General features: G+C 72.7%; 24 protein-coding genes. 21 read left to right on the top strand and 3 right to left on the bottom strand.

Going from position 1 to position 22,783, the window contains the following annotated elements; translation table 11 throughout:
- From ACFV1W_RS16995 to ACFV1W_RS16925, 15 genes are all read left to right on the top strand, one after another.
- Nucleotides 1-240, top strand: a complete 240-nt coding sequence (locus ACFV1W_RS16995; protein ID WP_030056773.1) for an RNA-binding protein — start codon at nucleotides 1-3, stop codon at nucleotides 238-240.
- 148 nt (nucleotides 241-388) lie between these two features.
- Complete coding sequence (gene rimM, locus ACFV1W_RS16990) at nucleotides 389-949, top strand: ribosome maturation factor RimM (RefSeq protein ID WP_030287979.1); 561 nt, start codon at nucleotides 389-391, stop codon at nucleotides 947-949.
- Between the two features lie 143 nt (nucleotides 950-1,092).
- Nucleotides 1,093-1,911: a tRNA (guanosine(37)-N1)-methyltransferase TrmD gene (trmD, locus tag ACFV1W_RS16985; protein WP_380417357.1), complete on the top strand. Its 819-nt coding sequence runs from the start codon at nucleotides 1,093-1,095 to the stop codon at nucleotides 1,909-1,911.
- 154 nt (nucleotides 1,912-2,065) lie between these two features.
- Nucleotides 2,066-2,416 (top strand): 50S ribosomal protein L19, encoded by a 351-nt coding sequence (gene rplS / locus ACFV1W_RS16980; protein ID WP_030243502.1) that lies wholly within the window; start codon nucleotides 2,066-2,068, stop codon nucleotides 2,414-2,416.
- A 281-nt stretch (nucleotides 2,417-2,697) separates the two neighbouring features.
- On the top strand, nucleotides 2,698-3,480 hold the full coding sequence (gene lepB, locus ACFV1W_RS16975) for a signal peptidase I (RefSeq protein ID WP_380417276.1): 783 nt from the start codon (nucleotides 2,698-2,700) through the stop codon (nucleotides 3,478-3,480).
- A gap of 220 nt (nucleotides 3,481-3,700) precedes the next feature.
- The gene (gene lepB / locus ACFV1W_RS16970; RefSeq protein ID WP_380417274.1) at nucleotides 3,701-4,441 is read left to right on the top strand and encodes a signal peptidase I; all 741 of its coding nucleotides are present in this window, start codon (nucleotides 3,701-3,703) and stop codon (nucleotides 4,439-4,441) included.
- A 242-nt stretch (nucleotides 4,442-4,683) separates the two neighbouring features.
- A complete protein-coding gene (gene lepB / locus ACFV1W_RS16965; protein ID WP_380417273.1) occupies nucleotides 4,684-5,688 on the top strand; it encodes a signal peptidase I in 1,005 nt (334 codons plus the stop codon).
- Between the two features lie 145 nt (nucleotides 5,689-5,833).
- Nucleotides 5,834-6,589 carry a signal peptidase I gene (gene lepB, locus ACFV1W_RS16960; RefSeq protein ID WP_380417271.1) on the top strand — a complete coding sequence of 252 codons (756 nt, stop codon included), beginning with the start codon at nucleotides 5,834-5,836 and terminating at the stop codon, nucleotides 6,587-6,589.
- Between the two features lie 112 nt (nucleotides 6,590-6,701).
- On the top strand, nucleotides 6,702-7,175 hold the full coding sequence (locus ACFV1W_RS16955; protein ID WP_380417269.1) for an NUDIX hydrolase: 474 nt from the start codon (nucleotides 6,702-6,704) through the stop codon (nucleotides 7,173-7,175).
- 55 nt (nucleotides 7,176-7,230) lie between these two features.
- The gene (locus ACFV1W_RS16950; protein WP_030056781.1) at nucleotides 7,231-7,557 is read left to right on the top strand and encodes a DUF2469 domain-containing protein; all 327 of its coding nucleotides are present in this window, start codon (nucleotides 7,231-7,233) and stop codon (nucleotides 7,555-7,557) included.
- A gap of 168 nt (nucleotides 7,558-7,725) precedes the next feature.
- Nucleotides 7,726-8,229, top strand: coding sequence for a YraN family protein (locus ACFV1W_RS16945; RefSeq protein WP_380417268.1), 504 nt, complete (start codon nucleotides 7,726-7,728; stop codon nucleotides 8,227-8,229).
- A gap of 1 nt (nucleotide 8,230) precedes the next feature.
- Nucleotides 8,231-9,940 carry a YifB family Mg chelatase-like AAA ATPase gene (locus ACFV1W_RS16940; protein WP_380417266.1) on the top strand — a complete coding sequence of 570 codons (1,710 nt, stop codon included), beginning with the start codon at nucleotides 8,231-8,233 and terminating at the stop codon, nucleotides 9,938-9,940.
- Complete coding sequence (dprA, locus tag ACFV1W_RS16935; RefSeq protein WP_380417264.1) at nucleotides 9,937-11,133, top strand: DNA-processing protein DprA; 1,197 nt, start codon at nucleotides 9,937-9,939, stop codon at nucleotides 11,131-11,133. Before ACFV1W_RS16940 ends, dprA begins: the two co-directional genes overlap by 4 nt.
- A 609-nt stretch (nucleotides 11,134-11,742) precedes the next feature.
- The gene (gene whiG / locus ACFV1W_RS16930; RefSeq protein WP_380417355.1) at nucleotides 11,743-12,609 is read left to right on the top strand and encodes an RNA polymerase sigma factor WhiG; all 867 of its coding nucleotides are present in this window, start codon (nucleotides 11,743-11,745) and stop codon (nucleotides 12,607-12,609) included.
- A 111-nt stretch (nucleotides 12,610-12,720) separates the two neighbouring features.
- Nucleotides 12,721-13,305, top strand: a complete 585-nt coding sequence (locus tag ACFV1W_RS16925) for a TetR/AcrR family transcriptional regulator (RefSeq protein WP_380417353.1) — start codon at nucleotides 12,721-12,723, stop codon at nucleotides 13,303-13,305.
- A 37-nt stretch (nucleotides 13,306-13,342) separates the two neighbouring features.
- Here ACFV1W_RS16925 and ACFV1W_RS16920 read toward each other — a convergent pair whose 3' ends face one another.
- Nucleotides 13,343-13,759: a peptidoglycan DD-metalloendopeptidase family protein gene (locus ACFV1W_RS16920; protein WP_380417262.1), complete on the bottom strand. Its 417-nt coding sequence runs from the start codon at nucleotides 13,757-13,759 to the stop codon at nucleotides 13,343-13,345.
- 825 nt (nucleotides 13,760-14,584) lie between these two features.
- Here ACFV1W_RS16920 and rpsB point away from each other — a divergent pair.
- The 6 genes from rpsB (at nucleotide 14,585) to rlmN (ending at nucleotide 20,795) form a co-directional block, all read left to right on the top strand.
- The gene (gene rpsB, locus ACFV1W_RS16915) at nucleotides 14,585-15,424 is read left to right on the top strand and encodes a 30S ribosomal protein S2 (protein WP_270143734.1); all 840 of its coding nucleotides are present in this window, start codon (nucleotides 14,585-14,587) and stop codon (nucleotides 15,422-15,424) included.
- Between the two features lie 129 nt (nucleotides 15,425-15,553).
- Complete coding sequence (gene tsf, locus ACFV1W_RS16910) at nucleotides 15,554-16,393, top strand: translation elongation factor Ts (protein ID WP_380417260.1); 840 nt, start codon at nucleotides 15,554-15,556, stop codon at nucleotides 16,391-16,393.
- Nucleotides 16,394-16,654: 261 nt separating this feature from the next.
- A complete protein-coding gene (gene pyrH, locus ACFV1W_RS16905) occupies nucleotides 16,655-17,419 on the top strand; it encodes a UMP kinase (RefSeq protein ID WP_148642763.1) in 765 nt (254 codons plus the stop codon).
- A 96-nt stretch (nucleotides 17,420-17,515) separates the two neighbouring features.
- Nucleotides 17,516-18,073 carry a ribosome recycling factor gene (gene frr / locus ACFV1W_RS16900; protein WP_380417258.1) on the top strand — a complete coding sequence of 186 codons (558 nt, stop codon included), beginning with the start codon at nucleotides 17,516-17,518 and terminating at the stop codon, nucleotides 18,071-18,073.
- Between the two features lie 263 nt (nucleotides 18,074-18,336).
- Nucleotides 18,337-19,611, top strand: a complete 1,275-nt coding sequence (locus ACFV1W_RS16895; RefSeq protein ID WP_380417351.1) for a phosphatidate cytidylyltransferase — start codon at nucleotides 18,337-18,339, stop codon at nucleotides 19,609-19,611.
- A gap of 83 nt (nucleotides 19,612-19,694) precedes the next feature.
- Nucleotides 19,695-20,795 (top strand): 23S rRNA (adenine(2503)-C(2))-methyltransferase RlmN, encoded by a 1,101-nt coding sequence (gene rlmN, locus ACFV1W_RS16890; protein ID WP_380417256.1) that lies wholly within the window; start codon nucleotides 19,695-19,697, stop codon nucleotides 20,793-20,795.
- Between the two features lie 34 nt (nucleotides 20,796-20,829).
- On the opposite strand, the gene ACFV1W_RS16885 is transcribed toward rlmN, so the two are convergent.
- Together ACFV1W_RS16885 and ACFV1W_RS16880 are read right to left on the bottom strand one after the other, a co-directional pair.
- Nucleotides 20,830-21,981 carry a hypothetical protein gene (locus ACFV1W_RS16885; protein WP_380417254.1) on the bottom strand — a complete coding sequence of 384 codons (1,152 nt, stop codon included), beginning with the start codon at nucleotides 21,979-21,981 and terminating at the stop codon, nucleotides 20,830-20,832.
- A 27-nt stretch (nucleotides 21,982-22,008) separates the two neighbouring features.
- Nucleotides 22,009-22,764, bottom strand: a complete 756-nt coding sequence (locus tag ACFV1W_RS16880) for an ABC transporter ATP-binding protein (protein WP_380417252.1) — start codon at nucleotides 22,762-22,764, stop codon at nucleotides 22,009-22,011.
- Between the last annotated feature and the right edge of the window lie 19 nt (nucleotides 22,765-22,783).

Here is a 22,783-nt window from a genome sequence, read left to right as displayed (position 1 = left end):
GTGATCGAGGACGCCCTCGACCATCTGGTGAAGGGCATCGTCGAGCACCCCGACGAGGTGCAGGTGCGCTCGCGCAACCTGCGTCGGGGCAACACCATCGAGGTGCGGGTGCACCCCGATGACCTCGGCAAGGTGATCGGCCGGGGCGGCCGCACGGCGCGCGCACTGCGCACCGTGGTCGGCGCCCTCGGCGGTCGCAACGTCCGGGTCGACCTGGTCGACGTGGACAACATTCGCTGACGCAGCTGCTCGTTCAGCCGTCGGGCTTGAGGCCGACCGGGACGCATGTCGTCCCGGTCGGCCTTTTTTGCTGGCTGTCCCTGCTCGCCCGTGTCAGCGCACACCTGTCTCAGCCTTCTCGCTCAGCAACTCCAGGAGAACGATCACCGTGCAGCTCGTCGTCGGCAGGATCGGCCGCGCCCACGGCATCAGGGGGGACGTCAGTGTCGAGGTCCGCACCGACGAGCCGGAACTCCGGCTCGGCCCCGGTGCCGTCCTGCTCACCGATCCCGCCTCGGCCGGACCGCTGACCGTCGAGTCCGGCCGGGTCCACAGCGGCCGACTGCTGCTGCGCTTCGCCGGCGTCAAGGACCGCAACGCGGCGGAGGCGCTGCGGGGCACCCTGCTCATCTCAGAGGTCGACCCGGAGGAGCGTCCGGAGGACCCGGAGGAGTACTACGACCACCAGCTGATCGGCCTCGACGTGGTGCTGCTCGACGGCACCCCGGTCGGCGAGCTGACCGAGGTCGTCCACCTGCCGTACCAGGACCTGCTCACGGTGAGGAAGGCCGACGGGACGGAGGTGCTGGTGCCCTTCGTGACCCAGATCGTGCCGACCATCGACCTGGAGAACCAGCGGGCCGTGATCACCCCGCCGGCCGGGCTGATCGATCCCGACCAGGCCGAGGTCGTCGGCACCGCGTCGGAGGAGCCGGAGGAGTCGGAGTGACCGTCGAGCAGACCCCCGGGAGCACCGGTCGGGACGCGGACGCGGGGCAGGGCGCGGACGCCGGGCAGGGCGCCGGTGCTGGTGCTGGTGCTGGTGCTGGTGCCGATGCGGGTGTCGGCGCTGCCCCTGGCGTCCGGTCCGGGATGCGGATCGACGTCGTCTCGATCTTCCCCGAGTACCTGGAGCCGCTGAACATCTCGCTGGTCGGCAAGGCCCGGGCCCGCGGCCAGCTGGACGTGCACCTCCACGACCTGCGCCAATGGACCCACGACGTGCACCGCACGGTGGACGACAGCCCGTACGGCGGCGGCCCCGGCATGGTGATGAAGCCCGAGCCGTGGGGCGAGGCGCTGGACGCGGTCGTGGCCGGCGGCCCGGCGGGCGAGGTGCCCACCCTGGTCGTGCCCACCCCGAGCGGGCGCCCGTTCACCCAGGAGCTCGCCCAGGAGCTGGCCGGCCGACCCTGGCTGGCGTTCACCCCCGCGCGGTACGAGGGCATCGACCGCCGGGTGATCGAGGAGGCGGCCACCCGCATGCCGGTGGTCGAGGCCTCGATCGGCGACTACGTGCTGGCCGGCGGCGAGGTCGCGGTGCTGGTGATGGTCGAGGCGATCGCCCGGCTGCTTCCCGGCGTGCTCGGCAACGCCGAGTCCCACCGGGACGACTCCTTCGCTCCCGGCGCGATGGCCGACCTGCTGGAGGGCCCGGTCTACACCAAGCCCGCCGAATGGCGCGGCCGGACCGTGCCGGACGTGCTGCTCAGCGGCAACCACGGCAAGATCGCCCGCTGGCGGCGCGAGCAGGCCTTCGCTCGCACCCTGGCCAACCGGCCCGACCTGGTCGGGCGCTGGCAGTACGGCGCCTTCGACAAGAAGGACCGGGCGGCGCTCAGCGTCCTGGGCCTGGCCTGGGACGAGGAGCTCGGGCGATTTCGGTCCACGGCCGGTGGTGTGGAAGAATAGGCGGCTGCTGTCTGTCGCTGGTTCCCTTCCGTAGGGATCACGTGGACCGGCGCCCCCGCCACGGGGGGATCGCCGTCAGCCGATGCGGCCCGCAGCAGACCCCATTGTGACGAACTTCCGTGGGCGGCCCGTGGCGCCTGCGATGGAGAGCAACATGAGCAACAAGCTCGCTGCTGTCGACGCGGCCTCGCTGCGCACCGACATCCCGGCCTTCCGCGCCGGTGACACCCTGAAGGTCCACGTCCGGGTCATCGAGGGCAACCGCTCCCGTGTCCAGGTCTTCCAGGGCGTCGTCATCCGCCGCCACGGCGCCGGCGTCGGTGAGACCTTCACCGTTCGCAAGGTCAGCTTCAACGTCGGCGTGGAGCGCACCTTCCCGGTGCACACCCCGGTCGTCGAGAAGATCGAGGTCGTGACCCGCGGTGCGGTTCGCCGCGCCAAGCTGTACTACCTGCGTGACCTCCGCGGCAAGGCCGCGAAGATCAAGGAGAAGCGCGACCGCTGATCCACCGGCCCTCGGCCACGCCGGGGGATCGGAGCGCTCAGAAGGGCCGGGCCACCGCAAGGTAAGCTCAGCGCCCGATGAGCACGCAAGAACCACCCGCGGACCGCGACGGCAGTCCCGCACCCACCGGTGCGGACTCGCTGTCGCGGTCCGCGGTCGTTTCCGGGCTGGAGCCGCCCCCGGAACGGGAAGCGACGCCGGACGGCGGCGCGGTGCCGGGCGGCGGAGTGCCGGGCGACCGTCCAGGGCCGGGAGAGGGTTTGCCGCCAGGCGACGGCTCGGTGCCTGAGCAGGGTGAGGACCGCCCCGAGAAGCAGTCCGAGGACCGGCCCGAGGACCGGCCCGAGGCGGCGGAGGAGGGCGACGAGGGCGAGGAGGCCGAGCCCGGGCGTTCGCGGTCCAGGGACTTGCTGCTGTTGGCCGGGATCTGCCTGGTGGCCCTGCTCCTGGTGAACGCGTTCGTCGCCCGGCCGTTCACGGTGCCCTCCGGCTCGATGGAGGACACGCTGAAGCCCGGCGACCGGTTGATCGCCAACCAGCTCGCCTACGCCTTCGGCGGCCACCCCCGGCGGGGCGACATCGTGGTCTTCGACGGGACGGGCTCCTTCCTCCCCGAGTCGGCCGAGCAGCCGGGGTTCTGGGACAACGTGCGTTCGGTCGGCCGGGACCTCGGACTGGTTCCGGCCGGGAACACGGTCTACGTCAAGCGCGTGATCGGCGTCGGCGGCGACCGGGTGAGGAGCACCGGCCCGGGTGCGCCCCTCACCGTCAACGGCGTACCGGTGAACGAGACCGCTTACCTGGCCCCAGGGGACCCGCCGTCCGACGTGGCCTTCGACGTCGTGGTGCCGCGCGGTGAGCTGTTCGTGCTGGGCGACCACCGGAGCGCCTCCCGGGACTCGCGCGACCACCTCGGGGAGCCCGGGGGCGGCTTCGTGCCGGAGGACAGGGTGATCGGGCGGGCGGACTGGGTGGTGTACCCCTTCTCGCGCCTGACCGGGCTGGACCGGCCCTCGGCCTTCACCGCGGTCGCGGGGACGGGTGGTCATGGGGACCAGGGGTAGGGGGCGGGTCGCCGACCGCCCGGCCCGGGAACCGGGGAAGGGCGGGGCGGACCCGGCCGGCGCTGAGCCCGTCGGTTCCGCGGATCGCGCCGAGCCGGCCGGGTCGGTCGCGCCGGTCCGCGGCCGCGCGGAACGCCGTCGCAGTGCCCGGCGCGCGGCCCGTCGGCGCAAGCGCTCGCTGCTGCGCGAGTTCCCGCTGATCATCCTGGTGGCCCTGTTGGTGGCACTGGTGATGAAGACCTTCATGGTCCAGGTGTTCGTGATCCCCTCGGGCTCGATGGAGCAGACCATCCAGGTCGGGGACCGGGTGCTGGTGGACAAGTTGACCCCCTGGTTCGGCAGTGAGCCGCAGCGCGGCGACGTGGTGGTGTTCAAGGACCCGGGCGGCTGGCTGGAGAGCGATCGCAAGCCGTCCCACGACGGCCCGGTAGTGGGCGGGGCCAAGCAGGCCCTGACCTTCGTCGGACTGCTGCCGTCCGACAACGAGCAGGACCTGATCAAGCGCGTGATCGGTGTCGGCGGGGACACCGTCGAGTGCTGTGACCCGCAGGGACGGCTCACCGTCAACGGCCATCCGGTGGAGGAGCCGTACCTCGCGCCGGGCAACCCGCCCTCCCGGCAGCCGTTCAAGGTGACGGTGCCGAAGGGGCGCCTGTGGGTCATGGGTGACCACCGGGACGTCTCCGCCGACTCCCGCTTCCACATGGGGAATCCGGGGCAGGGCACCGTCCCGCTGGCCGACGTGGTCGGTCGCGCGTTCGTGATCGCCTGGCCGCTGGGCCGCTTCCATCAACTCGATGAACCGAGTTCACTCTCCTCTCTCGCGGCGTCGCCGCAGCCCGGCGGAACTGTGCCGGAATCGATGGGCGTTGGGCCGGTTCCAACCGAACCTCCGCTCGTTATGGGTGTGTTGGGCATCCTTCCGCTCGTCTTTCGTCGGCCGGGGCGGCCTCCGAAGTGAGCCGCTCCGGCCGTTGGACGGCCGGACAGCGCGTGTGGAACCGCGAGCCGGATGCCCTGGAGTGATAGAGAAGTGCAGGTGCGGCCGGGAGTGGTCCCGGCTGTGCGTCGAGGCCGGGTTGGTGTCAGGGGAGTCCGCCATGGGCAGCCCTGAGGCGTTCACGGTCCTGGCGAGCGTGGTGCCCGCTGTGCGGCACTTTGAGCGCGGGCGCGCGGGCGTCCGCACAGCAGGGAGGAGACGTTGTGGGGGATTTGGTGATCGGTGCCCGCTCAGGCGCCGGGGAACCCGAGGGCCCGGGCGGCCGGGTGAACCGGGCCGCCGAGTCCTCGGCACCCTCGGCAGCGGTCGAGGACGCGGCCGCCCAGAACGCCGACGAGCACGGCACCGGGGCGGACGGTCCTTCGGAGCCGCGGCGGCCGGAGAGCGAGCAGGTGGACGAGACGGACTCGGAGGCCAAGGCCAGGCCGCGCAAGCAGCGCTCCTTCCTGAAGGAGCTGCCGATCCTGATCGGCATCGCGTTGATCCTCGCGCTGGTGATCAAGACCTTCTTCGTCCAGGCGTTCTCCATTCCGTCCGAGTCGATGCAGAACACCCTGCAGGTCGGCGACCGCGTCCTGGTGGACAAGCTGACCCCCTGGTTCGGATCCGAGCCCGAGCGCGGGGACGTCGTGGTGTTCCACGACCCGGGTGGCTGGCTGAACGACGAGCCGACCCAGCAGAGCAGCAACTCCTTCGTCCGCGGGGTGCAGGACGTGCTCAGCTTCGTCGGGCTGATGCCCTCCGCGAATGAGAAGGACCTGATCAAGCGGGTCATCGCGGTCGGCGGTGACACCGTCGAGTGCAAGGACGACGGGCCGGTCAAGGTCAACGGCGTCGCCCTCGACGAGCCGTACATCTACTCGGGCAACACCCCCTGCGGGACCCAGCCCTTCGGCCCGGTGAAGGTGCCGAACGGCCGGATCTGGGTGATGGGCGACCACCGCGCCGACTCGCTTGACTCCCGCTTCCACATGGACCAGCCGGGCGGCGGAACGGTGCCGGTGGACAACGTGATCGGGCGGGCCTTCGTGGTCGCCTGGCCGGTGAGCCACTGGTCCACGCTCCCGGTGCCGGACACCTTCGACCAGAGTGGCCTGGCGGCGGCCTTGCCCGCCGCGCCTCCCGTGGCCGGTGCGGCGGGTGCCGTAGCCCTGCTTCCGCTGGTGCGTCGGGTGCGGAACCGGAAGGAGCGCCGGAAGGAGTCCTGAGCTCCACCTGGTCGTCCCCGACTCTTGCGCGGGCCGTGGTACCGACGAGTAATCTGCTCGGACGTGCCACGGCCCGTCGGCGTTCGAGCCCGAGCCACCGGCGTGCCAGTGGTGTTCTCCGGTCGGCCAGAGGTGGACGGTGTCGATGAGCAGTGTCGTGGAACAGTCGGCCGACCACCCGGAGGCGCCGGGCCGGCCCGGCCGCCGACCCGCCGCGGTGCTGCAGGGCGTCGCGCTCGCACTCGGGCTGATGATGATGATCGGCGGCTTCGCCCTCATCGCGGTCGACTACCGGCCGTACAAGATCCCCACTGCCTCGATGCACCCGACGCTCCAGGCCGGCGACACCGTGCTGGCCCGCAAGACCGACGGTGGTGCCGTCGGCCGGGGCGACGTGGTGGTCTTCCGCGACCAGGCCTGGGGCGGGGAACTCATGGTCAAGCGGGTGGTCGCGGTCGGCGGTGACACCGTCGCCACCACCGCGGACGACCACCGGCTGACGGTCAACGGAAAGCCGGTGGACGAGCCGTACCTCGCGAGCCAGGGCCGCCAGGGCGAGTCGTTCAGCGTGACGGTGCCGCAGGGGAGGCTGTTCCTGCTCGGCGACAACCGGGTCGGCTCGCTCGACTCCCGCACCCACCTGGAGGTCGACGGCGGGACCGTCCCGGCCAGCGAGGTCGAGGCCAGGGTCGAGGCCACCCTGTTGCCCTTCGGCCGGACCGGCCTGCTGGACCGGACCAGGGCCTTCGAGGGCTTCGCGGGCCCGAAGGCCGGCGAGCCCGGGCCGCTGGAGCCGGCCGCCTACGCGAGCGTTGCGGGCGCGGCGCTGATCGTCGTGACCTCGGCGGTGGGCGGGATGGCGGGCCTGGCGCGCCGGATCCGCCGGGGGCGCAGCGCCTGACCGCGGCCGTCGCCCGCCGGGCCGCTCTGCCGAACATCGCCCCGGACGGACACGCCGGGTGGCAGGATCGGTAGCGCCACCGATGCGAACGGAAGGAGCGTGGAGCGCTGCCATGACGGCACAGCGTCGCAGGGCCGCGCGGATCCTGCTGCTGGACGGGCTGGACCGCATCCTCCTCTTCCTGGGCGCCGACCCGGCGGTGCCCGGCGAGAGGTGGTGGTTCACGCCCGGGGGCGGCTTGGAGCCGGGGGAGGACGTGCGCGAGGCGGCCGAGCGGGAGCTCGCGGAGGAGACCGGCTTGCGGGGTGTGGACCTGGGGCCCCTGGTGGCGTACGGCACGGTGTCGTTCTCCTTTCAGGGACAGCGCTACGAACAGGAGCAGTGGTTCCACCTGGCCCGGACCACGGAGACGGGTGTGAACCACTCGGGCATGGGCGAGGACGAGCACGCCCAGCTGCTCGCAGCGCGCTGGTGGACGGTCGAGGAACTGCGCGGGACGGTCGAGACGGTCTATCCGGCCGGCCTGGCGGACTTCCTCGGCCGACTGCTGGCGGAGGGCCCGCCGGTCGATCCGGTACGGCTCTGAGCGTGGGTGTGGTGGTCCACAATGGGTGGACGTGACAAGTTGAGGGGACGCCTGGATGAGTGCCGAAGATCTCGAAAAGTACGAGACCGAGATGGAGCTCAAGCTCTACCGGGAGTACCGGGACGTCGTCGGCCTGTTCAAGTACGTGATCGAGACCGAGCGACGGTTCTACCTCACCAACGACTACGAGCTGCAGGTGCACTCGGTCCAGGGCGAGGTGTTCTTCGAGGTGTCGATGGCGGATGCGTGGGTCTGGGACATGTACCGGCCGGCCCGGTTCGTCCGCAAGGTCCGGGTGCTGACCTTCAAGGACGTGAACATCGAGGAACTCGCGAAGAGCGATCTGGAGCTGCCCTCGGACGAGTCCGGCTTCGGGAACTGACGTTGGACGACTCCGTCCCGCGTTGTCCAGCCGAATTTCGCCGGACCGGGCCTTCTCACCCCTGCGGGTGACAAGAGTTATCCACAGGGCGGGGTTATCCACAGGGAAACGGAATTTCCCGGCCCCGGTGCGCGCGGTGGTGCAGCCTCCTCGGCGGAGGTGGTCACCGTGCAGAACACCATCGTGCAGGACCAGGCCGTACGGAAAGCGGCCGCAACCGGGGCGGACGGCGGAGCCGAGCCGGACCGCAGCACCAGGAGCGGCCTCGGCCGCTACGGGGAGCGGGTCGCCGCCCGTCACCTCGCGGAGTCCGGGCTCCGCATCCTCGACCGCAACTGGCGCTGCGCCGAGGGCGAGCTGGACATCGTCGCCCTCGACGGCGACACCGTCGCGGTCTGCGAGGTGAAGACCCGCTCCGAACGGGGCTTCCAACAGCCCAGCGAGGCCATCGACCGGGCCAAGGCCGCCCGGCTGCAACGGCTCGCCGAGCGCTGGCTGGCCGAGCGCTGGCCCGGGCACTTCGCCCGGCTGGCCGGGCCCGGGTACGACCCCGGGCCGTCCGATCCGCAGTGGCCGCCCGCCCCACCGGGAGGGGTGCGGATCGATCTGGTCGCCGTGGTCAACCGGGCGCGGGGTGCGGCCCTGGTCGACCACCTGCGGGGGGTGGTCTGAGATGGCCTTCGCCCGCACTTGTTCCGTCGCGCTGGTCGGGGTCGACGGAGTGATCGTCGAGGTCCAGGCCGATCTGGAGCCCGGGGTGGCCGCGTTCACCCTGGTCGGCCTGCCCGACAAGGCACTCACCGAGGCCCGCGACCGTGTACGTGCCGCGGTCTGCAACAGCGGGGAGGCCTGGCCGCAGCGCAAGCTGACCGTCGGTCTCAGCCCCGCCTCGGTCCCCAAGAGCGGCAGCGGTTTCGACCTCGCGGTGGCCTGCGCCGTGCTGGCCGCCGCCGAGCGGCTCGACCCCTCCTCCATCGCCGACCTGCTGCTCATCGGCGAACTGGGGCTGGACGGCCGGGTGCGGCCGGTCCGCGGGGTGCTGCCATCGGTGCTGGCCGCCGCCGACGCCGGGTACGAACGGGTCGTGGTCGCCGAGCAGACGGCGCCCGAGGCCTCGCTCGTTCCGGGGCTGACGGTGATCGGGGTCCGCAGCCTGCGCCAGCTCGTCGCCGTGCTGACCGGGGCGGGGGAACCGGAGGAGCCGCTCGACCCGATCTGCGGCCGACCGGATCCGCTGATGGCGGGCCTGATGCTCCCCAGCGCGGGAGTCCGGGGTCTGCCCGACGAGCGGACGCTGCGTCTCGACATGGCCGACGTGGCGGGTCAGTACGAGGCCCGGCGAGCCCTGGAGATCGCCGCCGCCGGAGGGCACCACCTCTACCTCAAGGGCCCGCCGGGCGCGGGCAAGACGATGCTGGCGGAGCGACTGCCGTCGCTGCTCCCGCCGCTGACCCAGAAGGAGGCGCTGGAGGTCACCGCCGTCCACTCGGTGGCGGGCCTGCTCCCGGCCGGGCGCCCGCTGATCGACACCGCGCCCTACTGCGCCCCGCACCACTCCACCACGATGCCCGCGATCGTCGGCGGCGGCAGCGGCCTGCCGAGACCCGGGGCGGTGTCCCTCGCCCACCGGGGCGTGCTCTTCCTGGACGAGGCGCCCGAGTTCCCCGTTCGGGTGCTCGACGCGCTGCGCCAACCGCTGGAGTCGGGCGAGGTGGTGATCGCCCGTTCGGCCGGATCGCTCCGGCTCCCGGCCCGGTTCCTCCTGTGCCTGGCCGCGAACCCCTGTCCGTGCGGGCGGTACTCGCGGCGGGGCGAGGGCTGCGAGTGCACCCCGGCCATGGTGAGCCGGTATCAAGGGCGGCTCTCCGGGCCGCTGCTGGACCGGGTCGACCTTCAGGTCCAGGTCGCCCCGGTGACCAGGATCGAGCTCATGGAGCGGGACGCCACGGCGGAGAGCACCGAGACCGTCGCGGCCCGGGTGCTGGCCGCCAGGGAGCGCGCGGCGGCCAGGCTGAAGCACACCCCCTGGCGGACCAACGCGGAGGTGCCCGGCCACGAACTGCGGACCCGCTGGCAGCTCGGGGCCAGCGCGCTCAACGACGCCGCGCGCCAGCTGGAACGGGGACTGCTGACCGCCCGGGGCCTGGACCGAGTGCTGAGGGTCGCCTGGACGGTCGCCGATCTGGCCGGCCGCGACCGGCCGGACCAAAGGGACGTGCGCACCGCTCTGGTCCTGCGCACCGGCGTCGAGCAGGGAACCCCATTCTCCGGGCGCGTCCACGGCCGGCCCGGGAGCATCCCGGCCCAGCGCCGGAGCGGCCCTGACGACGACCGGCCCGAAGCACGGACGGAGCCCCCGGTGAACGACGAGGAGGCGGTATGAACCAGCTGTTGGGATACGCAGCTCAGACACCGTGGGCAGCAAGCGCGGGCGCCACCGGTCCGTCGGCCGGGCAGGAACCGGAGCGCCTCGCCCGGGTCCTGCTCAGCCGGCTCAGCGAACCGGGCGACGCGGTGGTCGGCCGCTGGCTCGGCCAGCTCCCGGCCGTGGAGGTGGTTCGGGCGATCCGGGACGGTGCCGTCCCCGACCACCCCGGGCTGGATCCCGCCCGGCTGGCCGCCTACCAGGCGCGGCTCCCGGGCCCGGCCCCGGCGGACGACCTGAAACGGGTACGGGACGCCGGTGGACGCTTCATCATTCCGGGGGACACCGAATGGCCCAGTCAACTGGACGACCTGGGCGACGGACGCCCGGTCGGGCTGTGGACCACCGGCACCGGTTCACTGCGGCTGCTCGCCCTCCGCTCGGTGGCGGTGGTGGGCTCGCGGGCCTGCACGGCCTACGGCGCCCACGTCGCGGGCGAGCTGTCGGCCCAACTGGCCGAGCGCGGCTGGGTCGTGGTGTCCGGGGCCGCGTACGGGATCGACGCGGCGGCCCACCGCGGGGCGCTGGCCGTAGGCGGGATGACCGTCGCCGTGCTCGCCTGCGGGGTCGACGTGGCCTACCCGAAGGGGAACGCCGCACTGATCCGGCGGATCGGGGTCCAGGGCCTGCTGGTCAGCGAACTCCCGCCCGGGGAGCACCCGAACCGCTTCCGCTTCGTGCTCCGCAACCGGGTCATCGCGGCGCTGACCCGGGGCACCGTGGTGGTCGAGGCCGCCCTGCGCAGCGGAGCCCTGAGCACGGCCAGACGGGCGCGCGACCTCAACCGCCACACCATGGGCGTGGCCGGCCCTGTCACATCGGAGCTCTCCGCCGGTGTGCACGCCCTGATCCGCAGCGGCGGCGCCACGCTGGTCACCGACGCGACCGAGATCACCGAGTTGGTCGGTGCGATCGGGGACGACCTGGCTCCGCAGCGCAGCGGCCCGGTGCTGCCGCGGGATCTGCTGGAGCCGGCGGTGGCCCGAGTGCTGGAGGCCGTCCCGGCCACGGCGGAGGGCGCTCCGGTCGAGCGACTGGCCCGCCAGTCCGGGCTCCCGCCGGACGAAGTCCTGCAGCGGCTCTATGAATTGGTCTCCCTCGGCTTCGTGGAGCGGCACGGTGCGCACTGGCGCTTGGTGCGGAGGAAGTGATCGTCGGAGAAGCGAACACGGGTGCGCCCGGGGGAAGCGGGCCGGGACGGTCCGGCTGACCTGCTGATCCGGTTCTTCCGCTCGTGTGGCCGGATCCGGTGGGCCAAGGCCACCGGATCGGGGGACGACCGAGCGGCGGTAGCGCTTTGCAGTGAGTCGGTCACGCTACGCTCCACATGCCTTCCCTATCAGCACATGACTCGGCAGAACGGCGCAGACCAACGTATGCCCACACACATTCCCGGACACAGAGCGACCGGTGGCGCCCGGTCCTCGGGAGGGCCGCGGACCGAGCGGCGCCCCGTGACCGAGTTCCCGCCGAAGTCGGCGGGAACGATGGGAGGCCTGTCGCGCCAGGGCGGCCGGCCGACGGTGGTGCCGGGACAGCCGGCCGACACGGCCAGGGACATCGACGCCGCGCCCGGCGCTGATGCCGCGTTTGGTGCGGACGCTGCCCATGGCGCCGGCGCCGTTCCCGCCGGCGCGGCACCGGAGGCCGAGCCGGCGCCCGGCGCCGGGGCGCCCCACGCTGCCGGGGCGGTCGCCGAGGCGGACGTGCCCGGCGGTGCGGCCGCCGAACGCGCCCCCGGGCTGCCGTCGAGCGCCCCCGTGCCGGACGCCACCTCCCCACCCGTCTCCCGGCCCCGCCGGGAACGGGCCGGCGAGGGCAGGGCCGAGGGGGCGGCCTCGGCCGCCCGGGACACCGGCGCCCCGGGGCGCAGCGCGCTAGAAGAGCTCTGGCGCTCGTACAAGGAGACCGGCGACCAGCGGCTGCGGGAGCAGCTGATCCTGCACTACTCACCACTCGTCAAGTACGTGGCGGGCCGGGTCGGAGTCGGTCTGCCCTCCAACGTGGAGCAGGCCGACTTCGTCTCCTCCGGAGTCTTCGGGCTGATCGACGCGATCGAGAAGTTCGACATCAACCGCGCCATCAAGTTCGAGACCTACGCGATCAGCCGCATCCGTGGCGCGATCATCGACGAACTGCGCGCCCTGGACTGGATCCCCCGCTCGGTGCGACAGAAGGCGAAGGCCGTCGAGCGGACGTACGCGACGCTGGAGGCCCGGCTGCGCCGGACGCCGCACGATCCCGAGGTCGCGGCCGAGATGGGCATCGCGATCGAGGACCTGCACGCGATCTTCAGTCAGCTGTCGCTCGCCAACGTGGTGGCCCTGGACGAGCTGCTTCACCCGGTGGGTGACGGCGGCGACCGGCTGAGCCTGATGGACACCCTGGAGGACCACGGGGCGGACGACCCGGTCGAGGTGGCCGAGGACCGCGAGCTGCGCAGACTGCTGGCCCAGGCGGTGAACACCCTCCCCGAGCGGGAGAAGACCGTGGTGACGCTCTACTACTACGAGGGCCTCACCCTCGCCGAGATCGGACAGGTGCTGGGGGTGACGGAGAGCCGGGTGAGTCAGATCCACACCAAGTCCGTCCTCCAGCTGCGCGCCAAGCTCTCGGACATCCGGTAGCGGGCGCCCGGGCCGCCCGGCGGGCCCGCCCTCGCCCTGATGCGCGGCGCCGTATCGGCCGCAGGTAGGGCTCCGTACAGTGGGAGCGTGCCGAAGATCCGAGCGGCCACGGTGGCCGAGCATCGCCAGCTGCAGCAGGCAGCCCTCCTCGACGCTGCCCGCACCCTGCTCGTCGAGGGCGGCATGGATGCCCTGACCTTCCCCTCCCTCGCGGCCCGCACCGGGCTCGCGCGCTCCTCGGTCTACGAGTACTTCCGTTCCCGCGCCGCCGTCGTCGAAGCGCTGTGCGAGGTCGACTTCCCCCTCTGGGCGGCCGAAATCGAGGCCGGGATGGCGAGCTGCGACACCGCCGCCGGGCGGATCGAGGCATACGTCCGGGGCCAACTTGCCCTGGCCGGGGACCCGAGGCACCGCGCGGTGATGGCCATCTCGGCGGTGGAACTCGACGAGGCCGCGCGCGAGCGCATCCGGGCGGCGCACGCGGGACTCGTCGGGCTGGTCGTCCGGGCCCTGGAGGATCTCGGCCACGAGCAGCCCCGGCTCGCCGCAGCCCTGTTGCAGGGAGTGGTGGAGGCGGCCGTCCGCCGGGCCGAGCAGTTCGCCGCGGGGGACCGCGGGGGCTGCCCGGTCGAGTCCGCCGAGGCGATCGCCGACGCCGCCGTCGCCCTGGCGCTGCACGGCCTCGACCGCGGCTGAACCGCGGCCGGGCCCCGGGCCTCGACCGGCCACCCCATTACGCCCCTCGGCCGCCCAGCGGCAGCAGGCGGGCCCGGCCGGCACCGAGCAGGGCCAGCGGATCGAGGTAGCGGCCGCCGCGCAACAGCCCCCAGTGCAGACAGTCGCGCGCTCCGCAGTGCCGCCCGTCCGGGGCGAGCCGCCCGACCACCTGCCCGGCGGCCACCGCGGTGCCGACCGGGAGGGTGCCGGTGACGGGCAGGTAGGTGGTCCGCAGTGGGGGAGTCCCGGAGCCCGGATGGGCGACGGTCACCACCGGCCGCCCCGCCACCAGCCCGGAGAACGCGATCACCCCGGCGGCCGCCGCCCGTACCTCCGCCCCGGGCTCGGCGGCGAGGTCCACGCCCCGGTGCCCGGCCGCCCAGGGCTTCGCCGGTGGTTCGAACCGCCCCAACAGCCCGTCGGGCCCGCCCACCGGCCAGGCCCGTGCCGCACCCCGGCCGGAAGCGCCACCCGGACCATCCCCGGCCGCCCACCCGGGCCCCGGCAACCCCACGACACCCACCAGGGCGAGCGCCACCCCCGCCACCACCCCGGTGCACGCCCGCCGAATCCCGCTTCGGATCCCACCTCGAACCCCACTGCGCCCAGTCATGCCCCGAGGCTGGTCGTACCCCGCCTCCCACACCACCCACTTCCGGATTCCTGTGGACAAACCGCCCCCACGCCCGTCCGTCATCCCCCGTACGGGTGTACGGACGCCGCCATCCGGTGTACAAACGGCATACGAGGACGGGTCCACGGGCAGACCGCCGACCAGTCGGCCACCGCTCTCCCCACTCCGCGGCCCCACCTCCGCGGCCCCGCCCGCCGCAGTCGTTCCGCCGGCTCCCCGCCGGCCTTCCACAGCACGGCGGCAGCCCCACAGCGGTCCCAGCAGCAGCCCGGTCGTAGCCCGGCCGCGGGCCTTCCGGCGCCCGTGAAGTCGCTCGCCGCTCGGTGCTTCCCGTACACTTCACACGCGACCCGGTCCACCGGGTCGACTTCGCACGCCCCGCCACCGGCGGTCGGACGCGGTTCGTCCGCAGCCCCGCCAGGTGCGAGTGCCGCTCGGTCCGCCGAGCCCGACCGGTCCCCGGACCGAGCGGGCTGAAGCGGCTCGGCACGTTCGGGGCGTCAGGCGTGGCTGTCACCTGGCCGCCACGGACAAACCGAGCCTGACCCGGCCGTAGGCGACCGCCCAACGGGAAACCCCCGCGGGACCGCCGCAGCCGGGCCGTAACACCTGAGGAGAACGGCCATGGCCGTCGTCACGATGCGGGAGCTGCTGGAGAGCGGCGTCCACTTCGGTCACCAGACCCGCCGCTGGAACCCGAAGATGAAGCGCTTCATCATCACCGAGCGCAACGGCATCTACATCATCGACCTGCTGCAGTCGCTGAACTACATCGACCGCGCCTTCGAGTTCATCAAGGAGACCGTTGCCCACGGCGGCAGCGTCCTCTTCGTCGGCACGAAGAAGCAGGCCCAGGAGGCCATCGCCGAGCAGGCCACCCGCGTGGGCATGCCCTACGTGAACCAGCGCTGGCTCGGCGGCATGCTGACCAACTTCTCGACCGTCTACAAGCGTCTGCAGCGCCTCAAGGAGCTCGGCGAGCTGGACTTCTCGGACGTGGCCGGCTCCGGCCTCACCAAGAAGGAGCTCCTGGTCCTCCAGCGCGAGCACGACAAGCTGGAGAAGACCCTCGGCGGTATCCGCGACATGCAGCGTGTCCCCAGCGCTGTCTGGATCGTGGACACCAAGAAGGAGCACATCGCGGTCGGCGAGGCCCGGAAGCTCAACATCCCGGTCGTCGCCATCCTCGACACCAACTGCGACCCGGACGAGGTCGACTACAAGATCCCGGGCAACGACGACGCGATCCGCTCCGTCACCCTGCTGACCCGCGTGATCGCCGACGCCGTGGCCGAGGGCCTGAAGGCCCGCGCCGGTGTCGCCAAGGGCGACACCAAGGCCGAGCCGGGTGCCGACCAGCCGCTGGCCGACTGGGAGAAGGACCTCATCGAGGGCGAGAAGAAGGCCGAGGAGGCCCCCGCCGCCGAGGCTCCCGCCGCCGAGGCGCCGGCCGAGCAGGCCTGACGTACCAAGGGTGAGGGGCACCCGCCGGTACGACACCGGCAGGTGCCCCTCTCTCCCGCGCCGGGGCCGAACCATCGGTCCCGGCGCATCCCCACGCAGACACGCGAGACGCGAGAAGAGATTCACACCATGGCGAACTTCACCGCCGCGGACGTCAAGAAGCTCCGTGAGCTCACCGGCGCCGGCATGATGGACTGCAAGAAGGCCCTGGACGAGGCCGAGGGCAACGTCGAGAAGGCCGTCGAGCTCCTGCGCATCAAGGGCCAGAAGGGCGTTGCCAAGCGCGAGGGCCGTGACGCCTCCAACGGCGCCGTCGCCGCCCTGATCGCCGAGGACAAGAAGTCCGGCGTCCTGGTCGAGCTGAACTGCGAGACCGACTTCGTCGCCAAGGGCGAGAAGTTCGTCGAGGTCGCCGACGCGATCGCCGCCCACGTCGCCAAGAGCGCCCCGGCCGACCTGGACGCCGCCCTGGCTTCCGAGATCGAGGCCGGCAAGACCGTCCAGCAGTTCGTGGACGAGGCCAACGCGACCCTGGGCGAGAAGATCGTCTTCCGTCGCTTCGCCCAGTTCGACGGTGACGGCTTCGTCGCGGTCTACCTGCACAAGACCAGCCCCGACCTGCCGCCGGCCGTCGGCGTCCTGGTCGAGCTGGACAAGGAGAACGCCGAGGTCGCCAAGGACGTCGCGCAGCACATCGCCGCCTTCGCGCCGAAGTACCTGTCCCGCGAGGACATCCCGGCCGAGGAGCTGGAGAACGAGCGCCGCGTCGCCGAGGCCACCGCTCGCGAGGAGGGCAAGCCGGAGGCCGCCCTGCCGAAGATCGTCGAGGGCCGCGTCACCGGCTTCGTGAAGGAGAACTCCGTCCTGGAGCAGGCCTTCGCGAAGGACAACAAGAAGACCGTCGCCAAGGTCCTCGACGAGGCCGGCGTCAGCCTCAAGCGCTTCGCCCGCTTCCGCGTCGGCGCCTGAGCCACGTTCCACCTGGTTCCCGGTCCCTCTAGGCTGGGAACCGCCCCCGCCCGCTGACCGGGGCGGGCGGAACGCCGAACGGGCTCACCCAGCGCCAACCGTCCATGGGCGGGCCGCTTCGGCACCATGAACGACGAGGAGGCCATTGCCGTGCAGGACACCGAACCGGTTCCCGCGGCAGTGGCCTCCTCGCGTGTACGCGCAGGCCGGGTATCCGCACACCCAGGCCTGTGAGCCAGCAGGTGCAAAAAGGAGAAGTCCATGCAGGAGACGCAGGAGACCGCGCAGGACCCGCAGGCGGGCTCGCGCCGCCGGGTGCTGCTCAAGCTGTCCGGTGAGGCCTTCGCCGGTGGTGGCGGGCTCGGCGTCGACCCGGACGTCGTGCACGCGATCGCCCGCGAGATCGCCACGGTCGTCCGCGCCGGTACCGAGGTCGCGGTGGTCATCGGCGGCGGCAACTTCTTCCGTGGCGCGGAGCTGCAGGTCCGCGGCATGGACCGGGCCCGCTCGGACTACATGGGCATGCTCGGCACCGTCATGAACTGCCTGGCGCTGCAGGACTTCCTGGTCAAGGAAGGCATCGAGACCCGGGTCCAGACCGCCATCACCATGGGCCAGGTCGCCGAGCCGTACCTGCCGCTGCGCGCCGTCCGGCACCTGGAGAAGGGCCGTGTGGTGATCTTCGGTGCCGGTATGGGCATGCCGTACTTCTCCACCGACACCACGGCCGTCCAGCGCGCCCTGGAGATCCACGCGGACGTCCTGCTGATGGGCAAGAACGGCGTGGACGGCGTCTACGACTCCGACCCCCGGACCAACCCGGACGCGGTGAAGTTCGACGCGCTGGAGTACTCCGAGGTCATCGCGCGCGACCTCAAGGTCGCCGACCTCACCGCGATCACGCTGTGCAAGGACAACAACCTCCCGATGCTGGTCTTCGAACTGCTGGCGGAGGGCAATATCGCGCGTGCGGTGAAGAGTGAGAAGATCGGCACACTCATCAGCCAGGATTCTGTCCGGGCCTGAGCAGCAGCCAGCCGTACGGGACGGCGTCCGCCGCGACCGGCCCCGATGCCGACACCGGTCGGGACAACAGCAGATGAACCGGACAGGGAGATCACAGTGATCGAAGAGACCCTCCTCGAAGCCGAGGAGAAGATGGAGAAGGCCGTCGTCGTCGCCAAGGACGACCTGGCGGCCATCCGCACCGGCCGTGCCCACCCGGCGATGTTCGCCAAGATCGTCGCCGAGTACTACGGCGCCGTGACGCCGATCAACCAGCTGGCCTCGTTCTCGGTGCCGGAGCCCCGGATGGCGGTCGTCTCGCCGTTCGACAAGACCGCCCTGAAGGCCATCGAGCAGGCGATCCGCGACTCGGACCTGGGCGTCAACCCGTCGAACGACGGCTCCATCATCCGGGTGGTGCTGCCCGAGCTGACCGAGGAGCGCCGCCGGGAGTTCATCAAGATCGCCCGGACCAAGGGCGAGGACGCCAAGGTCTCGATCCGTTCGGTGCGCCGCAAGGCCAAGGACGCCATCGACAAGCTGGTCAAGGACGGCGAGGTCGGCGAGGACGACGGCCGTCGCGCTGAGAAGGAGCTCGACGACACCACGGCCAAGTACGTGGCCCAGGTCGACGAGCTGCTGAAGCACAAGGAAGCCGAGCTGCTCGAGGTCTGATGAACGACGCCCCTGACGCCCCTGGCTACTGGGGCCCGTCCGACCAGCAGTTCCAGCCCTACCGCCCGGCGCCGCAGCCGCAGGCGCCCCGTACCCCGGCCCACCCGGCGCCGGGGTACGGCGAGCAGTCGGCGCCGGGCCAGGGCCGGCTCCTCCCGGGACACCCCGATCATCCGGACGGCCGCGCCGCCGCCCACCAGGGTGCGCCGGGCGGAGTCCCGGGGGACGAGGGCCTCCGTTCGGATCCCTCGCAGCAGCCTCCGGTGTACTGGGGCGGCGACGCGGAGGAGACTCAGGTCATTCCTCCCGTACCGGCCGATCCCGGCCCGCACCCCGGTGCGCCCGGCCGGTACCCGGACCGGGGACGGCCGCCGGCCCCCGGCCGGCACGCGGGGCCCGGACGGCCGTCGGCGCCCGACCGGTCGGCCGACCCGGCCGCGGACCGGCCCCGGGAGGCCGGCCGACCCGGTGGCCCGCTGTTCCGGGACGAGCAGCCCGAGCCGGCGCCGCCGGGCGTGACGGAGACGGTCGTGCTGCGCGCGATAGCCGACGACGTCCCCTCCACCCCCGGCCACGGTGTCCCGCCGCACCCGGGGGCTCCGGTGCATCCCGCGCCGCCGCAGAGCCACCGGGCGGCCGGGCAGCCCCCCTTCGTGCCGTCGTCCCATCCAGGGCAGGAGACACCAGTGGCCGCCCAGCCCGCCCCGCAGCCGGAGCCGCGCAAGCAGCGCGGCGGCCGTAACCTCCAGGCCGCCATAGGCGTGGGGGTGGGCCTCGGCGCGGTGATCGTCGCCTCGCTGTTCGTGGTGAAGGCGCTCTTCCTGTTCGTCGTGATGGCCGCGGTGGCGGTCGGCAGCTGGGAGCTGACCACCCGGCTCGCCGAGCGCAAGCAGATCAAGGCCCCGCTGGTCCCGCTGGTGGTGGGCGGCGTCGCGATGGTCGCCTGCGGCTACTGGGCCGGCGTCCAGTGGGCCGCGGCCTCGCTGGCGCTGACCGGGCTGGCGGTGATGGTCTGGCGGATGGCCCAGCCGCCGGAGAACTACCTCCGGGACATAACGGCGGGGGTGTTCACCGCCTTCTACGTGCCGTTCCTGGCGACCTTCGTGGCGATGATGCTGGCGGCCGACGACGGCCCCCAGCGGATCGTGCTCTTCCTGATCGTCACGATCTGCAGCGACACCGGCGCCTACGCGGTGGGCTACAAGTTCGGCAGGACCAAGCTGGCCCCGACGATCAGCCCCGGCAAGACCCGCGAGGGCCTGGCCGGCGGCATCGGCCTGTCGATGCTGGCGGGTGCCCTGCTGATGCAGCTGATCATCGACGGCGGAAGCTGGTGGCAGGGCCTGATCCTGGGCGGCTGCGCCGCGGTCACCGCGACCCTGGGAGACCTGGGCGAGTCGATGATCAAGCGCGACCTCGGGATCAAGGACATGGGCACCCTGCTGCCCGGTCACGGCGGCATCATGGACCGGCTGGACTCGCTGCTGCCCACCGCCCCGGTGGTCTGGCTGCTGCTGGCCGCCTTCGTCGGAAGCTGACCCGAGGATCCGAGCGCGGTGCCGTACGGGCCCCGGACGCCTGGCGTCCGGGGCCTCCGCGCGTCTGCGACACTGGAACAACCATGCCTAAGCCCGGAGAACTCACCTTTGTCGCGCCGCGCGGCGCCAAGCCCCCGCGACACCTCGCCGACCTGAGCCCCGCCGAGCGCAAGGAGGCCGTCGCCGAGCTGGGCGAGCAGCCGTTCCGCGCCAGGCAGCTCTCCAACCACTACTTCGGCCGGATGTCGAACGACCCGTCGAGCTGGACGGACATCCCCGCCGCCAGCCGGGAGAAGCTCACCGAGAGCCTGCTGCCCGAGCTGATGTCGGTGGTGCGGCACGTCTCCTGCGACGACGACGCCACCCGCAAGACGCTGTGGAAGCTGTTCGACGGCACGCTCGTCGAGTCGGTGCTGATGCGCTACCCCGACCGGGTCACCATGTGCATCAGCTCGCAGGCCGGCTGCGGCATGAACTGCCCGTTCTGCGCCACCGGCCAGGCCGGGCTGACCCGCAACCTGTCCACCGGTGAGATCGTCGAGCAGATCGCGGCCGGAATGCGCGCGCTCAAGGCCGGGGAGATCCAGGGCGGCGAGGCGCGGCTGTCCAACGTGGTCTTCATGGGCATGGGCGAGCCGCTGGCCAACTACAACCGGGTGCTGGCCGCGATCCGCCGGCTGACCGACCCGGCGCCGGACGGCTTCGGCCTGTCCCAGCGCGGCATCACCGTCTCCACCGTCGGCCTCGTCCCGGCGATGAACCGGCTGGCCGACGAGGGCCTCAGCTGCCGCCTGGCGCTGTCGCTGCACGCCCCGGACGACGAGCTGCGCGACGAGCTGGTCCCGGTCAACACCCGGTGGAAGGTCGCAGAGGTGCTGGACGCGGCCTGGAACTACGCGGAGAAGTCCGGCCGCCGGATCTCCATCGAGTACGCGCTGATCAAGGACATCAACGACCAGGCGTGGCGGGCGGACCTGCTCGGCCGACTGATCAAGAACCACCGGGTGCACGTCAACCTGATCCCGCTGAACCCGACCCCGGGTTCCAAGTGGACGGCCTCCCGCCCGGAGGACGAGCGGGAGTTCGTCCGCCGGCTCCAGGCGCACGGCGTGCCGACGACCGTCCGCGACACCCGCGGCCAGGAGATCGACGGCGCCTGCGGCCAGCTCGCCGCGGCGGGTTGAGCGGGCGGCCTGAGCCGGTGAGCTGACAGGCGCCCTACCGCAGTCCGGCGGCCGCCAGCGCGGCGGTCGCCCCGCCGGTCAGCAGCAGCGTGGTTCCCACCGCGAGGGTGCGCAGCGCGACCGCGCCGAACAGCAGTCGGGGCGAGGTGCCGAGGCGCAGCAGCGCTTCGGTCACCTCCCGACGGTCGGTGCGGACCTCGGCGAGCCGGGCGATCACCGCGGCGGCCGCGCAGCCGAGCACCAGGCAGGCCTCGACGGCGGGCAACGCGTCGGCGCTGTCGGGGGTGCCGATCCAGTAGCGGACGGTGGTCAGCACCATGGCGACGACCAGGGTGAGGACGGCCAGCGGCGGGCCGAGCCGACGGGCCTGGGCGGTGAGGCCGCGTCCGGCCAGCAGCCGCAGCGGGGTGGGCCGGCCGACGGCGAGCAGCCGACCGGTCCAGGCGAGCAGCGGACCGGTGAGCAGGGCGAGGCCGAGCGCGCCGGCGGCCCAGCCGCCGAGGGCGGCGGTGCTGGTGGTGCCGAGCCCGGCGGGCAGGTGGATCGGACGGCCGTCGGCGGGGGCGCCGGGTCGCAGCGCGATGAGTTCGAGCGCGGCGCCGATCACCACCAGCCCGATCGGTACGGCGATCCGCAGCGGGCCGAAGCCGGTGCGGCCGTGGGTGCGGCCGCCGGGCAGGGTCTCGGCGACGGGCACCGAGCAGCCGGCGGCGATGCCGGCGGTGACCGGGACCAGGGCGAGCAGGGTGACCGGCGCGGCGGCGGGCAGCGGTACGCCCATGCCGAGGTCGGGGGCGAGCGAGGGCCCGGCGATGTCGTTGCGCAGCACCAGGAAGAGCAGCAGGGTGAGCACGCTGCCGAGGGTGCAGGCGAGGGCGACCTCGCCCGCGATCAGGGCGCGGATCCGCCGGGAGCCGGCCCCTGCGGCGGTGAGGCCTGCGATCCGTTCGGGCCGCCGGGCGGGCACCGAGCGGGCGGCGACGGCCGCGAACCAGGCGACGGCGGCGAGCGGGGGCAGGCACCAGAGCAGTCGCACCAGCGCGTCGGCGCCGCTGGTCGGGTCGCTCAGCGCACGGCCGAGGGAGCGCAGCAGGAAGGCGGAGACGACGGCGGCCGTCAGTGCGGTGAGCAGCCAGCGGCCGAGGTCGGGCACCCGGTAGCTCCGGGCCAGACGGAGGTAGAACACGTCGACTCTTTCAGCGGCTCGGCGCCGTCACCGGCGCGTGGCCGTGACGGCGGATGCACCGGCCGTGCCCGGAACGGGGGTGCCGCGCGGGACGGGGGCGGCGGGGGCGGTGAGCCGTCCGTCGACGAGGGCGACGGCGCGGTCCGCGAACCGGACGAACTCGGGGTCGTGGGTGGCCAGGACGAGGGTGAGCTGGTGCGAGCGGGCCGCGCTGGTCAGTATCCGCAGGACCTGGTCGGCGGCCTCGCGGTGCAGCGGGGCGGTGGGGTCGTCGGCGAATACGACGGGCGGCAGCGGGGCGAGGGCGCGGGCCACGGCGATCCGCTGGCACTGGCTCCGGACCAGCCGGTCGGGGCGGTGCCGGGCGATGTCGCCGGCGTCGAGGCGTTCCAGCCACTCGTCGGCGGCGGTGTAGGCGGCCTTGTGGCCGGCGCCGGCGAGCAGCAGCGGAAGGGCGACGTTCTCACGGGCGGTCAGCTCGGGCACCAGGTGCGGTTCGGAGCCGACGAAGCCGAAGCGGTCGCGGCGCAGCCGTTCGCGGCCGGCCCGGCCGAGGGTGTGAACGGGGGAGCTGTTGAACCAGACCTCGCCCTCGTCGACCGCGAGCTGGGCGGAGAGGCAGCCGAGCAGGGTGCTCTTGCCGGAGCCGCGCGGGCCGGTGACGGCGAGCACCTCGCCCTCGCGGACGCCGATGGAGATGCCGCGCAGCGCGGGGGTGCCGTAGTGGGACTTGACGATCCCTCGGGCCCACAGCACGTCGTTGTCAGGCGGTGCCGCTGACATGAGGTTCCATCCTGGGTGG

This window comes from Kitasatospora sp. NPDC059648, assembly GCF_042734825.1.
Lineage (GTDB): Bacteria > Actinomycetota > Actinomycetes > Streptomycetales > Streptomycetaceae > Kitasatospora.
This window is presented reverse-complemented; position numbering and strand designations above follow the sequence as displayed.

Bases quoted from the DNA above. Each gene is read 5' to 3' on its own strand.
- trmD (WP_380417357.1), top strand. From the start codon at position 1,093: ATGCGGATCGACGTCGTCTCGATCTTCCCCGAGTACCTGGAGCCGCTG.
- rplS (WP_030243502.1), top strand. From the start codon at position 2,066: ATGAGCAACAAGCTCGCTGCTGTCGACGCGGCCTCGCTGCGCACCGAC.
- lepB (WP_380417271.1), top strand. From the start codon at position 5,834: ATGAGCAGTGTCGTGGAACAGTCGGCCGACCACCCGGAGGCGCCGGGC.
- ACFV1W_RS16955 (WP_380417269.1), top strand. From the start codon at position 6,702: ATGACGGCACAGCGTCGCAGGGCCGCGCGGATCCTGCTGCTGGACGGG.
- ACFV1W_RS16950 (WP_030056781.1), top strand. From the start codon at position 7,231: ATGAGTGCCGAAGATCTCGAAAAGTACGAGACCGAGATGGAGCTCAAG.
- ACFV1W_RS16940 (WP_380417266.1), top strand. From the start codon at position 8,231: ATGGCCTTCGCCCGCACTTGTTCCGTCGCGCTGGTCGGGGTCGACGGA.
- dprA (WP_380417264.1), top strand. From the start codon at position 9,937: ATGAACCAGCTGTTGGGATACGCAGCTCAGACACCGTGGGCAGCAAGC.
- rpsB (WP_270143734.1), top strand. From the start codon at position 14,585: ATGGCCGTCGTCACGATGCGGGAGCTGCTGGAGAGCGGCGTCCACTTC.
- tsf (WP_380417260.1), top strand. From the start codon at position 15,554: ATGGCGAACTTCACCGCCGCGGACGTCAAGAAGCTCCGTGAGCTCACC.
- pyrH (WP_148642763.1), top strand. From the start codon at position 16,655: ATGCAGGAGACGCAGGAGACCGCGCAGGACCCGCAGGCGGGCTCGCGC.
- rlmN (WP_380417256.1), top strand. From the start codon at position 19,695: ATGCCTAAGCCCGGAGAACTCACCTTTGTCGCGCCGCGCGGCGCCAAG.
- ACFV1W_RS16880 (WP_380417252.1), bottom strand. From the start codon at position 22,764: ATGTCAGCGGCACCGCCTGACAACGACGTGCTGTGGGCCCGAGGGATC.